At 71.7% G+C, this 14,051-nt stretch carries 13 protein-coding genes; 5 read left to right on the forward strand and 8 right to left on the reverse strand.

Annotated elements, in window-relative coordinates:
- Window positions 1-2: 2 nt before the first annotated feature.
- The 5 genes from ABD999_RS10795 to ABD999_RS10815 form a co-directional block, all read right to left on the reverse strand.
- Window positions 3-890: an alpha/beta fold hydrolase gene (locus ABD999_RS10795; RefSeq protein WP_271277347.1), complete on the reverse strand. Its 888-nt coding sequence runs from the start codon at window positions 888-890 to the stop codon at window positions 3-5.
- Window positions 891-894: 4 nt separating this feature from the next.
- Window positions 895-1,851, reverse strand: coding sequence for a D-2-hydroxyacid dehydrogenase (locus tag ABD999_RS10800; protein WP_271277348.1), 957 nt, complete (start codon window positions 1,849-1,851; stop codon window positions 895-897).
- A 78-nt stretch (window positions 1,852-1,929) separates the two neighbouring features.
- Window positions 1,930-2,769, reverse strand: coding sequence for an ABC transporter permease (locus tag ABD999_RS10805; RefSeq protein WP_219542931.1), 840 nt, complete (start codon window positions 2,767-2,769; stop codon window positions 1,930-1,932).
- Window positions 2,766-3,740: an ATP-binding cassette domain-containing protein gene (locus tag ABD999_RS10810; protein ID WP_148035394.1), complete on the reverse strand. Its 975-nt coding sequence runs from the start codon at window positions 3,738-3,740 to the stop codon at window positions 2,766-2,768. The genes ABD999_RS10805 and ABD999_RS10810 overlap by 4 nt, the downstream gene beginning before the upstream one ends.
- A gap of 10 nt (window positions 3,741-3,750) precedes the next feature.
- Window positions 3,751-4,308, reverse strand: a complete 558-nt coding sequence (locus ABD999_RS10815) for an NADPH-dependent FMN reductase (protein ID WP_271277349.1) — start codon at window positions 4,306-4,308, stop codon at window positions 3,751-3,753.
- Window positions 4,309-4,412: 104 nt separating this feature from the next.
- Between ABD999_RS10815 and ABD999_RS10820 the strand changes: the two genes are divergently transcribed.
- The gene (locus ABD999_RS10820) at window positions 4,413-5,003 is read left to right on the forward strand and encodes an RNA polymerase sigma factor (protein WP_271277350.1); all 591 of its coding nucleotides are present in this window, start codon (window positions 4,413-4,415) and stop codon (window positions 5,001-5,003) included.
- Window positions 5,000-5,590 carry a hypothetical protein gene (locus ABD999_RS10825; RefSeq protein WP_271277351.1) on the forward strand — a complete coding sequence of 197 codons (591 nt, stop codon included), beginning with the start codon at window positions 5,000-5,002 and terminating at the stop codon, window positions 5,588-5,590. The genes ABD999_RS10820 and ABD999_RS10825 overlap by 4 nt, the downstream gene beginning before the upstream one ends.
- A 12-nt stretch (window positions 5,591-5,602) precedes the next feature.
- On the opposite strand, the gene ABD999_RS10830 is transcribed toward ABD999_RS10825, so the two are convergent.
- Window positions 5,603-5,998 (reverse strand): ATP-binding protein, encoded by a 396-nt coding sequence (locus tag ABD999_RS10830; protein ID WP_219542935.1) that lies wholly within the window; start codon window positions 5,996-5,998, stop codon window positions 5,603-5,605.
- On the reverse strand, window positions 5,991-7,862 hold the full coding sequence (locus tag ABD999_RS10835) for a SpoIIE family protein phosphatase (protein ID WP_271277352.1): 1,872 nt from the start codon (window positions 7,860-7,862) through the stop codon (window positions 5,991-5,993). The genes ABD999_RS10830 and ABD999_RS10835 overlap by 8 nt, the downstream gene beginning before the upstream one ends.
- Before the next feature lie 178 nt (window positions 7,863-8,040).
- On the opposite strand from ABD999_RS10835, the gene ABD999_RS10840 reads away from it, so the two are divergent.
- The 3 genes from ABD999_RS10840 to ABD999_RS10850 all read left to right on the forward strand — a co-directional run bounded on the left by ABD999_RS10840 (window position 8,041) and on the right by ABD999_RS10850 (window position 12,265).
- Entirely contained in the window at window positions 8,041-9,192 is a 1,152-nt protein-coding gene (locus ABD999_RS10840; RefSeq protein WP_271277353.1) for an MFS transporter, read from the forward strand.
- A 569-nt stretch (window positions 9,193-9,761) separates the two neighbouring features.
- Complete coding sequence (locus ABD999_RS10845; protein WP_219542937.1) at window positions 9,762-11,489, forward strand: ABC transporter ATP-binding protein; 1,728 nt, start codon at window positions 9,762-9,764, stop codon at window positions 11,487-11,489.
- 14 nt (window positions 11,490-11,503) lie between these two features.
- Entirely contained in the window at window positions 11,504-12,265 is a 762-nt protein-coding gene (locus ABD999_RS10850; protein WP_187281494.1) for a glycoside hydrolase family 16 protein, read from the forward strand.
- Window positions 12,266-12,312: 47 nt separating this feature from the next.
- On the opposite strand, the gene ABD999_RS10855 is transcribed toward ABD999_RS10850, so the two are convergent.
- Window positions 12,313-13,977 carry a glycosyl hydrolase family 18 protein gene (locus ABD999_RS10855; RefSeq protein ID WP_345482660.1) on the reverse strand — a complete coding sequence of 555 codons (1,665 nt, stop codon included), beginning with the start codon at window positions 13,975-13,977 and terminating at the stop codon, window positions 12,313-12,315.
- Window positions 13,978-14,051: the final 74 nt, after the last annotated feature.

The raw sequence follows: 14,051 nt of genomic DNA on the forward strand, positions 1-14,051 counted from the left end.
CATCACACTTCCTGGTCGGTCCTGGCGGGCGTCGTCGAGAGGCCCCAGCCCGCGAACACCCCGTCCAGCGCGGCGACGAAGGACAGCGGCTGGTCGAGCATGACGTGGTGGCCGCAGTCGGCGATCTCGACGACCGGCAGCGAGACGCCCAGCCGCCGGTGCATGGCGGCGGTCATCTCCGGCGGCGGCAGGCCGTCACCGGCCCTCATGAGCGCGACCGGGCAGTCCGGCGGGAACAGCTCTTCCATGGTGAGCCTGGGCTGGCCGAACAGGAGCGGGTCGAACTTCCACGTCCAGCCGCCCTCGACGGCCCTGACGGAGGTCTCGGCGAGATGGTCGACGACGAACCGGTGCGCCCGCCCGACCTCCGGGATCGGATGGAAGCGCGCCACCGCCTCCTCCCTGGTCGGGTAGAGGCGCGGCCGCCGCAGCGCCTCCTGCCGCCGCGCCACGTGCGCCGGGGTGTCGGCCTCCTCGCGCAGGACCGAGTCCACGCTGACCACGCCGCCGAGTTCGGGCCCGTACGAGAGAGCCGCGCGGAGGCAGACCAGCCCGCCCATGCTGTGCCCGACGAGCACCGGCGGGCCCGTGATCCCGGCGTCGGCCGCGACCGCCAGCACCTGCTCGGCCCAGGTGTCGTGGCCGTAGCGCGGGGCGTGGCCGCTGTCGCCGTGCCCGGACAGGTCGAGGGCGACGGCCCGGTGGCCGCCGGCGTACAGCGGCGCGATGTGGTCCCACCACCTGCTGTGGGCCGCGCCGCCGTGCACGAACACGATGCCGGGGCGTCCCGCCGCGCCCCAGGCCCGGTAGCGGATGGGCACGCCGGCGACGGTCACCTCGCCGGTGTCGACCGGATGGGCGAGCGCGTCGCGGAACCAGGAGGGGATCATGGGCTCAGTATCCGCGCGCCAGGTCGACCGGGTTGACCACCGGTTCACCCCGCTCGACCCGTTCCAGGTTGCGGGCGAACAGCTCGACCACCTGCCTGCCGTAGCCGGGGGAGCTCCACGAGACGTGCGGGGTGAGGATGGCGCCGGGCGCGTCCCACAGCGGGCTGACGGGCGGCAGCGGCTCCTTCTCGAACACGTCGAGCGCCGCGCCGCCGATCGAGCCCGCGCGCAGCCGGCCGGCCAGCTCGCGCTCGTCCACCACCTCGCCGCGCGACACGTTGACGATCAGGCACGACGGCCGGCACCGGTCCAGGACCTTCCCGTCCAGCAGGTGGCGGGTCAGCGGGGTCGCCGGGACGGCCAGGACGATGGCGTCGGCCCGCCCGGCCAGCTCGGCGAAGCGCCCGGCGGGATGCGTCTCGTCGAACTCCGGCACCGGGTCCGGGCCGTTGCGCACCCCGATCACGTCCATGCCCAGCGCCTTGGCGCGGCGGGCCACCTCGCGCCCCACCGGCCCCGCCCCCGCCACCAGGAGGGTCCCCCCGGACAGGACGACGGGATGATGCGGCTCCCACGCCCGCGACCGCTGGCTGGCCAGCACCTCGGGCAGCCGCTTGGCCAGCGCGAGGAGCATGGCCACGGCGAACTCGGCCATCGCCGGCGCGGACAGCCCCTTGGCGGCGGCCACCCGCACGTCAGGCGACAGCCCGGCCGCCGGGAGGATGCTGTCGGCCCCCGAGCCCACGAGGTGGATCAGCCGCAGCCGGCGGGCCACGGACCAGTCGGGCACCCGCATCCCCAGCCCCAGCACGGCTTCCACCCGGTCGAGCTCGGCGAGGAAGCTCTCCGGCGTGCGGCAGGCCACCACCTCACGGTCCCCGAGCACGGCTCCCGCCCGGGACACGGCGTCCACGGCGAACCTGCCGTAGCAGTGCACCGTGCCGATCCTGCCCGCCCGCATACCACTCCTAACGTCGAATCATTACTATAATAAAAGAAAAGACCCGGCCCTTGGAAGAGGGCCGGGCCGTGCGGGTGGTCACTTGCGGTTGTAGAGCCTCATGGTCAGCGCGCCGAAGACGGCGACGAAGAGCGCGGAGGCCACCAGCACCCCGGTGACGGCGCCGGTGTCGGGGGCTCCGCCCATCAGGGAGCGGACCGCCGAGACCAGCAGGGTGATCGGGTTGACGTTCACGAAGGACTGCAGCCAGCCCGGCATCGTCGACGGGTCCACGTACACGTTGCTGAGGAACGTGAGCGGGAACAGCACCAGCATGCTGACCCCCATCACCGACTTCTCGCTGCGCAGCAGCAGCCCGAACATCGTCCACACCCACGAGAACGCGAACGAGAAGACCAGCAGCAGCGCGATCCCGGCGATCACCCCCACGAAACCGCCCTCCGGACGGAAGCCCATGACCAGGCCGACGCAGAGGATGACCACCGAGGCCATGATGTAGCGCAGCATGTCGCCCAGCAGGTAGCCGACCATGGTCGACGGCCGCCAGATCGGCAGGGTGCGGAACCTGTCGAAGACGCCCTTCTCGATGTCCTTGTTCACCTCGACACCGGTGTACATGGTGATCATCACGACGCTCGTCACCATGATGCCCGGCAGCAGGAACTGCAGATACTCGGTCGGCGAGCCGGCCAGCGCCCCGCCGAACAGGTACGTGAACATCAGCGTCATCATGATCGGGAACGCGGTCACGTCGAAGAGCTGCTCGGGCACGTGCTTGATCTTCAGCATCGCCCGCCAGCCGAACGTGACCGACGCCGACAGCGCGCTCGGCCGGGGCGGCCTGGTCGCCGGCGCCAGGACCGAGGAGAGCATGCCGGGGGTGGGAACGTAAGCGGTGGTCTCCGCGGTGGTGGTCATGCCGCTGCCTCCTCGGTGGCGGGGTGGTCGGTGAGTGCCAGGAAGACCTCGTCCAGACTGGGCTGGCCGAGGGAGAAGTCGTCCACGACGATGCCCGCCCCGGCGAGCCGGGCCAGGGCGGCCGAGGCCTGCGCCGCGGCGACCTCGTCCCGGCCGTCGCCGATGCGCGCGGTCAGCGCGACCGGGTCGGCCTCCAGGTGGACGGGCGCGTCCAGGGCCTCGGCGAGCAGCCGCTCGGCCTCCGGGCGGTCGGCGGCCTCGCGCAGCCGCACGTGCACGGAGCCCGCGCCGACGGACGACTTCAGCTCGCCCGGGGTGCCTTCCGCGATCAACCGGCCGTGGTCGATGACCGCGATCCTGGACGCGAGCCGGTCGGCCTCCTCCAGATACTGGGTGGTGAGCAGCACCGTGGTGCCGTGCGCGACGACGACGCGCACGATGTCCCACACCTGGTTGCGGCTGCGCGGGTCGAGCCCGGTGGTGGGCTCGTCGAGGACGAGCAGGTCCGGCGTGCTGAGGATGCTGGCGGCGATGTCGAGCCGCCGCCGCATGCCGCCGGAGTACGTCTTGACCTGCCGCCCGGCGGCGTCCGTCAGCCCGAACGCCTCCAGCAGCTCGGCCGCCCTGTCCCTGGCCGCAGGCTTGCGGTGGCCGAGCAGCCGGGACAGCAGGATGAGGTTCTCCGCCCCGGTCATCTCCTCGTCGACCGACGCGTACTGTCCGGTCAGGCTGACGCGGGAACGGACCGCGTCGGCCTCGCGCACCACGTCGTGCCCGAACACGGTGGCCTCGCCGCCGTCGGGCCGCAGCAGCGTGGCGATCATGCGTACGGCGGTGGTCTTGCCGGCCCCGTTGGGTCCGAGGACCCCGTACACGGCGCCGGCCGGCACCTCCAGGTCGAGTCCGTCCACGGCGCGGGTCTCGCCGAAGACCTTCACCAGTTTCGATAGCCGAATCGCCGGCTCGTTCATGGGCTTCCTCTCAAGAGACGTACGGATGGGCGAGGCGCGCGTCCCGCAGCGCGCGGCCCCACCAGGTCAGCTGGTCGAGCATGGTGGCGACGGCGCGGAGCCTGCCGTCGGTGTCGCGGGGGCACCCGTCGCCGTCGGCGTCGGCGAGCAGGTCGAGCCCGACCCAGTCGCGGACGGTGACGGCGTGCAGGGCGCCGAAGACGGTGCGGAGCTGCTCGACGGCGTAGAAACCGGTCGAGCCGCAGCCGTAGGAGACGAAGCCCACCGGCTTGGCGTGCCACTCGTCGTAGGCGTAGTCGATCGCCTGCTTGAGCGGGGCGGGGAAGCTGCGGTGGTACTCCGGGGTGACGACCACGAACGCGTCCGCGCTCCCCACCGCCGCGGTGAACTCCCGCATGGCGGGGGTCGCCGTCCCCGGATAGCTGCCGGGGAACGCGTACCCGGCCAGGTCGAGCACCTCGACCGCGACATCGGCGCGCCCGCGGGCCAGCCTGGCGAACCACCGGCCGACCGTGTCGCAGGCGCGGCCGTCCCGGGTGCTGCCCAGGATCACCGAGACGCCCAGCATCGCCTTCTCCTCTCTCGCCGCCGTCACCTGTGAGGCGCGAGAAACCCGCTAGATCGGATCTAGCGGGCAGGGAACTCGTCCGGGATTGCCGGACAGTACGGCGTATGGATGTGATGCGGACCCGCATACGGGACGGCGATCAACGAGCGTTCGAGGAGCTTTTCGACCAGTACGCCAGAAGCGTCTACAACCACGCCTGGCGGCTGACCGGCGACTGGTCGGTGGCCGAGGACGTGGTGTCGCTGACCTTCCTGGAGGCGTGGCGGTCACGGGAGCGGCTCACACCGGACGGGGGCTCACTGCGGCCCTGGCTGCTCGGGGTGGCCACCCACGTGACGCGCAACCTGCGGCGAACCAGGCGGCGCCACGAGGACGTCATGGCCAGGATGCCCCGTGCCGACGCCGTCCCCGATTTCGCCGACGAGCTGGTCGGTCAGCTCGCCGACCAGGAGCGGCTGGCCGAGGTGCGCGAGGCGATCGGCCGAATGCGCCAGCACGAGCAGGACGTGCTGCTGCTGTGCGTGGGGGCCGGGCTCGACTACGCCGAGGCGGCCGAGGCGCTGGGCATCCCGATCGGCACTGTCAGATCCCGGTTGTCCCGGGCCAGGAAAAAGCTGGAACTGGCCCTGTCCCGACGACAGATGAATGGTGACCGCGGCACCGCGGTCCGGCCCGTCAAGGAGAGCACCCGATGAACATCTTCCCGCAGGAACGGGACCTTCCCGAGGGCCGTCACCAACTGCTCAAGGAGTTCGTGATGACCTCTCTTCAGGACCAGCCCAAGGCACGTCGCAAGCTGCCGCGCGCCGGCGTGCTGGCCCCCGCGCTGGGTCTCGCCGCCGCGGCCGCAGTGGCGCTCCCGCTGCTGTTCGGCAGTGCCCCCGCGTACGCGGTGGCCGAGAACCCCGACGGCACCGTGACCATCACCATCAACGAGGCCAAGGACCCCGAGGCCCTGGAGGCCGAGCTGAGGGGGATGGGCCACGACTTCGTCGTCGACTACCTGCCCGCCGGCAAGAAGTGCGCCACCCGTCCGCGCGGCGAGAACTGGCTGTCGAAGGAGGAGGCCCCGCTCGCCGTCTTCCCGCCCACCGTCGAGACGACCGGCTTCCAGATCGACCCGTCACAGATCAAGCCCGGCCAGACCGGCGTGCTGGAGTTCGCGGTGAACGACAACCCCGAGGCGGGCGACGTCGTGGCGGCGATCTGGGCGCGGGTCTCCGACGGCCCCGTGGCGCCGTGCGACCTGGTCGACGGCGACGCACCGCTCGGCGACTCCTAGCGGAGCCCTCGCTCAGGTGTACGTGACCTCCAGCATGACGCTGGTGCCGTCGCCGTCGCTGTGGATGCTGAGCCGGCTGGCGCCGTGCCTGGCCAGCAGCAGGCCCCGGCCGTTGGCGCTGGTGGACGGCGGCGGCTGCGCCCGCTCCCGGCCGGGGGGCAGGCCGCGGCCCCGGTCGGTGACCTCGCAGTAGAGCCGGTCGGCGCCCTTCCACAGGGTCAGCCGGCCGTGCCCGCCGCCGTGCCGTACGGAGTTGGTGGTGATCTCGTTGACCGCCACCACGAACCGGTACAGCGCCAGCCCGGCCAGCCCTTCCTCCTCGCTGTGCCGTTCCACCTCCCGGCGCAGGCTGATCAGGGACTCCAGATCGAAGTCGCGGCTGAGCAGCGTCTCCAGCTCCTCAGCCATGGGCGCCTTCCGGGGAGAGGGGCAGCCGGCGGGCGGCGAGCACACAGGTGTCGTCTTCCGGGTTGGCGTCGGGAAGCTGGGCTATCACGTCGGCGACCGGATGCCGGCTGCGCCGGGTGAAGGTCCTGTCGAGGGTCTCGATCACGGGGGCGAGCCCCTCGCGCAGCGTCTTGTCCCGCCGCTCGACCATGCCGTCGGTGTAGAGCAGCAACAGGTCGCCCGGCGCGATGGTGACGGCGGCGGTGCCGTAGGCGGCGGCGGGCACGGCGCCGAGCACCGAGCCGTCCGGGCGGTCCAGCTCGATGGTGTGCCCGCCCCGGCTGTGCAGCGGCGGCGGGTGCCCGGCCTGCGCCCAGCGCAGCTCGCCGGTCTCCGGCAGGTAGCGGGCCACCACGGCGGTGGCCGTGCTCGTCCCGGTGCCTCCCATGTACAGCAGGCGGTTGAGGTGGCCGAGCAGCTCGGCCGGTTCGCTCGTGGTGGTGACGGCCAGTGCCGCCAGCGCGTGCCGGAGCTGCGCCATGCAGGCCGCCGCGCGCACCCCGTGACCCGCGACGTCGCCGATGGCGAGCACCACGCTGCCGTCGCCCGCCTGCGCCGCGTGATACCAGTCGCCGCCGACCCGCTCCGCCTGCACGGCGGGCAGGTAGCGGACCGCCACCCGCAGCCGCGGCAGGTCGATCGGCTCGGTCGGGATGGGCAGCACGATCTGCTGGAGGGTGACGGCGAGCCGGTGCTCGGCCTCCAGGTTCCGCTGGTGCTCGCGCAGCTCCTGCTCGACCTTGGACAGCTTGGCCCGGGTGGTCTCGCGCGCGGTGACGTCCTGGATGACGCCGAAGATCTTGGCCGGCCGGCCCTCGGCGTCGCGCACCGCGTCGGCGACCATGCGCAGGTGTTTGACCCGGCCGCCGATCCTGACCCGGTAGGTGAGGTCGATGGTCTTGCCCCTGCTGAAGTCCTCGGCCGCCTGCGCCCGCAGCGGCATGTCCTCCTCGACCGTGAGGGTGTCGAGCACGTCGCGGGGCAGCGGACCGCTCGCGGGGTCGCGCTCGTACACGCGGTAGAGGCCAGGCGACCAGTCCACCTCGCCGGTGACCAGGTCCCACTCGCCCCACCCGAGGTTGCCCAGCCGCTCGGTCTGCGCCGCGCGCCCCTCCAGCTGGCTCTGCACGTCGTGCCTGACCCAGCTGTTGATCACACCGGGGCCCACCGGCCTGATCTGCACCGAGATGGTCATCTCGGCCGGCGCCCGCGCCGCCACGCTCACGTACGGGATGGGGCCGACCTGGCGCGGCATCCCGTCGGCGAGACACCGCTCCCACGCGTCCCACACGGGGCCGCCCACGAGCGTGGGGTAGACCTCGCTGAGCCGCAGGCCGACGATCTCCGAGCCGCGCCGTCCCGAGATGTCCACGAGCTCCGGGCCCGCCGCCATGAACAGGTAGTCCTCGACGCTCCCGTCCTCGGCGCGTACCGGCATCAGCACCGTGTGGTTGCCGGCCACGCCGTCCAGGACCTGCTGGGCGATGCGCGCCCAGTCGCCCGTCTGCGGCGCCTGCCGCAGCGGCCGCAGCGCCGACGCCACGGTGGCGCGCAGCCGCTCGGGCCCCTCATCGGAGTGCCCCTCCAACGCCGCCACCACCTCGGCGGCCAGCTCGGACACGTCGCGCCCCTGGTCGGCGGCGAGCCCGCGCAGGTACGCGTGCGCCTCGGCGATGCGGCACGACGTGCGCCCGGCGAGGATCCCGGCGGCCCGTTCCAGCGCCAGCGCGTGATCGCCGCGAACCCGCCCCAGCCGCGCGTCGAGGTCGGCCAGGCGGTCGAAGTAGTTCTGCGAGGGCTCCATCGGTTGTTCAGGACCGTCCATGTCACGGCCACCCGACCCGGCCGGACGGCGGCCTGCTCCTTTGTCCCGGCATATCGCTGTCTATCACCCGTAAGAAGGGGCCGCCAGCGTATCGGCCGCCTCAGTCCTGTCACGGGGACCGGCCACGACGGCTTGTAGCATGACACGCCGAACAGAGACCCACCTCCTTGGAGTGCCGATGCGGCGGCCGGTCCAGCTCGTGATCGTCCTGACGGTCTTCATCGACCTGCTGGGGTTCACGGTGATCCTGCCGTCGCTGCCGTTCTTCGCCGCCGACCTGGGCGCCACCGGCATCCTGTACGGGTTCACGGTGACGGCCTACTCCGTCGCGCAGTTCCTGGCCGCGCCCCTGCTCGGCCGGCTCTCCGACCTGTACGGGCGGCGCCCCGTCCTGCTGCTGGCGCTCGCCGGCTCCGCCCTGTCGCTGGCCCTGTCCGGCGCGGCCACGTCGCTGGGCTGGCTCATCGCCGCCAGGGCGCTGGCCGGGGCCTTCGGCGGCAGCATCTCGGTCGCCCAGGCATACCTCGCCGACGCCGTGCCGGAGGAACGCCGCACGGCCGCGATGGCGCGGCTCGGCATGGCCATCGGCACCGCGTTCGTGGCCGGCCCCGCGCTGGGTGCGGTCCTCGCCCCATGGGGCTTCCAGGCATCCGCGTACGCCGCCGCGGCGCTCGCCGCCGCCAACCTGGTCGCGGCCTGGCTCCTGCTCCCCGAGCCGCCCGGACGCCGGCGGGCCCCCGGCCGCACCGGCCCGCCGGGAACCGGCGTGCTGCTCCTGTCCGGGACGGGTTTCCTGACCATGGCGGCGTTCGTCGGCATGGAGACCACGCTCGCCTTCCTCGGCAGAGACAGGTACGGCTGGGGGCCCGAGGCGATCGGCCTGGCCATGGCCGCCGCCGGCCTCTCCATGGCGGCCGTCCAGGCGGGGCCGGTCACGCTGCTGGCCAGACGGTGGGGCGACGCCAGGGTGGCGGCGGCCGGGGCGGTGGTGATGGCGGCCTGCCTGCCGGTCGTCCCCGCGGGCCCCGCCTGGCTGTGCGTGCTGGCCGTGTGCGTCCTGTCGGCCGGGAACGGCCTGGTCACCCCCACCGTGGCCAGCCTCCTCGCGGCGGCGGGCCCACCGGACCGCCGCGGCGCCCGCCTGGGCGCCGGCCAGTCGGCGAGCGCCTTCGCCAGGATCGTGGGACCGGCGGGCGCGGGGGTGCTGTTCGACGCGGGAGTGGCGCTGCCTTACGTGGCGGGGGCGGGGCTGGCGGGGCTGGCGGCGGTGACGGTGCTGGCGGCACGGAACACGGACGCGCTTTCCGTGGGCCAACAGGAATCAAGCTGAGGGCCGGGGAGACGAACTCGTTCTGTTGCCGATGCGCTACTCTGCGCAGTTCCATGCTCGCGTGGCACCGTGTCCGGTTTGGGGTGACGGGTTCTCGGCCGGAGCGAGGGTGATCCTTGACCGGCGGCATGTTTGTCCACAGGCATGGCGTGCCTTGAAGGGCCTGAGAAGTGGTGTCCCGGAAATCGAGGTCGGGAATTTCCGGTCTTTCAAGATCGTATGTAGGCGAACTGGACGACTTTTGTGAAGGATTTGCCGGGAATAGAGCACGACTATTCCTGATGCCGGAGAGAAGTCAAAGTCTCTTTCGACAGATGTGTTTGGGGGGATTCCTGGGTATATCGGTGCTACCGTCCGAAAAAGACGGTTCGAATCCGATCGGGGGAGGCAGAAATGGCTCTGACGAGTGGATGCGGAAGGCGAGGCTGCTGCAGAAGGCGTAGGTGCTGCGGCGGCTGTCGCTGCAACCGATGCTGCCGTAGGTGGTGGTGTTGGTAGTGGAAAGTCGGGAGGGCCGGCGGGTTACCCGTCGGCTCTCCCTCCAGTTCTCCGATCGGGGCGAGCGGGGGATGCTGGCGCCGACGGTGACGTTGCGCCGGACATTTCGTGAATTCTGGCCCGATACCCGTGGGCTGCGGTGGTTCTTCGCAGCCGGGGTGCTCTTCGCGGTGCTGGCCTCCCTCTGTGAGGTGGCCGCGATCCGGTTGTTCGGCTACATCACCGACGAGGTGCTCGCCACTCGCGACATGACGTCGTTCTGGACGCCGGCGTTCGCCTGGCTGGGGCTGGCGGCCGTGGCCGCCGTGGCGTCGATCGGGGGCGCGTACGCGACGGCGGTGGGAGCCGAGCGGTTCCTGCTGCGGCTGCGTGACCGGGTGTTCGCGCACCTGCAGAAGCTGTCGCCGGACTTCGCCGAGAACCGCCGCCTGGGCGACCTGATGGCGCGGCTGACCGACGACATCGCGGCCATCCAGGAGCTGATGGGCTCGGGGCTGGTCAAGCTGCTGACGACGGTGACGAGTGCCATCTTCTTCGCGGGGGCGGCGTTCCTCATCCGCTGGGACCTGGCGCTGATCACGATCGCGCTGTTCCCGGCCTTCCTGATCGCCTCGAAGGTGTTCGCGTCCCGGTTCCGGACGGCCTCTGCCAGCGAGCGGGCCAGCAACGGCGACATGAACAGCGTCATCGAGGAGGGCCTGGCCAACCAGGCGCTGGTGCACGCGTACAACCGTGAGGAGACCGAATCGCGGCGGCTGCACCGCGCGGGACGCCGCTGGCTGTACGCGAACCTGCGGCAGGCGTGGCTCTCGGGCGTGTACGGGCCGCTGATGCAGGTGCTGGAGACCGTCTGCCTGATCGTCATACTCGGCGTGGGCGCCTGGGAGATCACCACGGGCCGGCTCACGCTCGGCGGGCTGCTGGCCTTCGCCGCGTACCTGGCCATGCTCTACCCGGCGGTGCAGAACCTGGGGGAGATCGCGCTCACCGTGTCGGAGGCGGCCGCCGGTTCCGACCGGGTCATCGAGGTGCTCAAGGTGCGGCCCGCGGTGACCGACCGGGAGGACGCGAAGCCGCTGCCGGGCCGCAGCCGCGGGCGGATCGCGTTCGACGGCGTCACCTTCACCTATCCGGGTCGCAGGCGGCCCACGCTGGTGGACCTCTCGTTCGCCGTCGAGCCCGGCGAACTGGTCGTGTTCACCGGGCCGAGCGGCGCGGGCAAGTCGACGCTGGCCAAGCTGCTGCTGCGGTTCTACGACCCGGAGTCCGGGCGCGTGCTGCTGGACGGTTCGGACATCCGGGATCTGACCACGGAGTCGCTGCGCGACAACATCACGATCCTGCACCAGGAGACGCTGCTGTTCTCGGGGTCGGTACGCGACAACATCGCCTACGGGCGGCCGGACGCCTCGACCGACGAGGTGATCAAGGCGGCCGTGCTGGCCGGGGTGCACGACTTCGTACGAAGCCTGCCGCACGGCTACGACAGCGCGGTGGGCCAGCGCGGCCGGCTGCTGTCGGGCGGCCAGCGGCAGCGGCTGGCGATCGCCAGGGCGATCCTGCGCGACGCCCCGGTGCTGGTGCTGGACGAGCCCATGACCGGGCTGGACGAGGCCACGGTCGCCCGCGTGATGGAGCCGCTGCGCCGGCTGATGACGGGCCGTACCACCATCATGATCACCCACGACCTGCGGCACGTCCCTGAGGACGCCCGGGTGATCGACCTGGAGCCCGTGGCGCCGCGCAGCCCGATCAAGTTCAGGCGGTGGGCCTCCGGCACTGATATGTCGGTCCGCTGACGTACCGTGTGCTGGTGCGTGAGGACGGGTACGAGCTGGAGTTCGAAGACACCTTCGACGACGACGAGCTGGACGCGCGCAGGTGGGTGGCGCGCTACCTGCCGCAGTGGACCACCGGCGACCGCTCGCCGGCCCGTTACCGCACCGGCGGCGGGCGGCTGCGGCTGCTGATCGAGGAGGACCAGCCGCCGTGGAGCCCCGAGCTGGAGGGCGGCCTACGTGTTTCGTCGCTGCAGACCGGCGTGTTCGCGGGCCCGGTCGGCAGCTCGGTCGGCCAGCACGGGCGCGGCGCCGCCGTGGTCCGCGAGGCCCAGGCGAACGTCCGCCTCTACACCCCTCATTACGGGCTGATCGAGATGCGGGCCAAGGTCACCGACGACCCGCGCGCCATGTGCGCGCTCTGGATGATCGGATACGAGGACGCTCCGGAGCGCTCGGCCGAGATCTGCGTCTGCGAGATCTTCGGCCGCGACGTCGGCCCGGACTCGACGGGCGTCGGCATGGGCGTGCACCCGTTCGGCGACCCCGCCATCACCGACGACTTCACCCGCGAGACGCTGCCCATCGACGCCCGCGACTTCCACACCTACGCGGCGGAGTGGACGCCTGACCGCGTGTCCTTCTTCGTGGACGGCGAGCACATCAGGACGGTCCGCCAGTCACCGGCCTATCCGATGCAGCTCATGCTCAACGTCTACGAGTTCCCCGGGCCCGAAAGCGGCCCGTACCCGAAGGAGTTCACCGTCGATCACGTGCGCGGTTACCGGCGGACGTGAAAGGGCCGGCCCCGGATCGCGGGGCCGGCCCTTCACCTGTCAGCGGGTCAGCGCAGGCCGTTCCGCATCGCGGTGATCAGTTCCCCGTTGGTCGTGTCACCGCTGAGCTCCCAGAAGAACGCGCCGCCGAGGCCCTGGTTCTTCGAGTAGCCCATCTTGCCGCCGATCGTGGCCGGCGTGTCGTAGCTCCACCACTGGTTGCCGCAGTGCGCGTACGCGGTGCCCGCGACGGTGCCGGTGGCGGGGCAGCGGGTCTTGAGCACCTTGTAGTCCTCGATGCCCGCCTCGTAGGTGCCCGGAGCCGCGCCGGAGGCGGTGCCGCCGGGGGCGGCCTGGGAGACGCCGGTCCAGCCGCGGCCGTAGAAGCCGATGCCGAGCAGCAGCTTGCTCGACGGGATGCCCTTGCTCTTCAGCTTCTGGATCGCGGCGTCGGAGTAGAACCCGGCCGTCGGGATCCCGTTGTAGGAGGTGAGCGGCGAGTGCGGGGCGGTCGGGCCCTGCGCCGCGAAGGCGCCGAAGTAGTCGTAGGTCATGACGTTGTACCAGTCGACGTACTGGGCGGCGCCCGCGTAGTCGGCGGCGTCGATCTTGCCGCCGTTGGTGCCGTCGGCGGTGATGGCGGCGGTCACCAGGTTGCCGGAGCCGAACCGGGCGCGCAGCGCCTGCATCAGGTTCCGGAACGCGGCCGGGCCGCTGGTGTCGCAGGTCAGGCCGCAGGCGTTCGGGTACTCCCAGTCGATGTCGATGCCGTCGAAGACGTCCGCCCAGCGCGGGTCCTCGACCAGGCGGTAGCAGGACTCGGCGAACGCGGCCGGGTTCCGGGCCGCCTGGCCGAAGCCGCCGGACAGGGTCCAGCCGCCGACCGAGAGCAGCACCTTGATGTGCGGGTGCTTCTGCTTGAGCTTGCGCAGCTGGTTGAAGTTGCCGCGCAGGGCTCCGGTGTCCCAGGTGTCGGCGACGCCGTCCACGCTCTCGGCCGCGCTGTAGAAGCGGTCGTAGTCGGCGTAGGTGTCGGTCAGCGCGCAGCCGCCGTTCCGCGCGTCGGCGAAGGCGTAGTTGATGTGCGTGAGCTTGGCCGCCGAGCCGCTGGTGTCGATGTTCTTGACGTGGTAGTTCCGCTGGTAGACGCCCCAGTTGACGAAGTAGCCGAGGACCTTGTCCCCGCCTCCGCCGCCTCCGGTGGAGGTTCTGGCGGTGACGGCGGCGCTGGCGGCGGAGCGGTTGCCGGCGGCGTCGCGGGCGCGGACGGTGTAGGTGTAGCTGGTGTCGGCGTTCAGGCCGGTGTCGGTGTGGGTGGTGCCGGTGACGGTGGTGACGAGGGTGGAGCCTCGGTAGACCTCGTAGCCGGTGACGCCGACGTTGTCGGTGGAGGCGTTCCAGGCGAGGGAGACGCTGGTGCTGGTGACGCCGGTGGAGCGCAGGTTGCCCGGCACCGACGGGGCCTGGGTGTCACCGCCTTGGCCGCCGGTCGGCAGCCACAGCGCCGGCACGTTCGGCGGCTCCCAGCCGGGCTGCGACGTGTGACTCTGACGGCACTCGTACTCGACGCCCTGATAGGTGATCCGGGTGCCTGTCGTGTACGAGGTCCACGGCGCCCACTCGGCGAGCGCGGACATGCCCGAGGAGGAGGCGGAGGCCGTCGCCGGCACGGCGACCAGCACGGTGAGCGGCATGAGTAACGCGGCAAGGATGGCCAGGACTCTGTGTTTCATGATGCTCCGACATCCGGTTGGAGGGGTGAACAGGGGGGTGGGATGGGAGTCGCGCGTCCAGGAAACTATTAGTA

Origin of the sequence: Nonomuraea ferruginea, from assembly GCF_039540635.1 — a bacterium.
Classification (GTDB): domain Bacteria; phylum Actinomycetota; class Actinomycetes; order Streptosporangiales; family Streptosporangiaceae; genus Nonomuraea; species Nonomuraea ferruginea.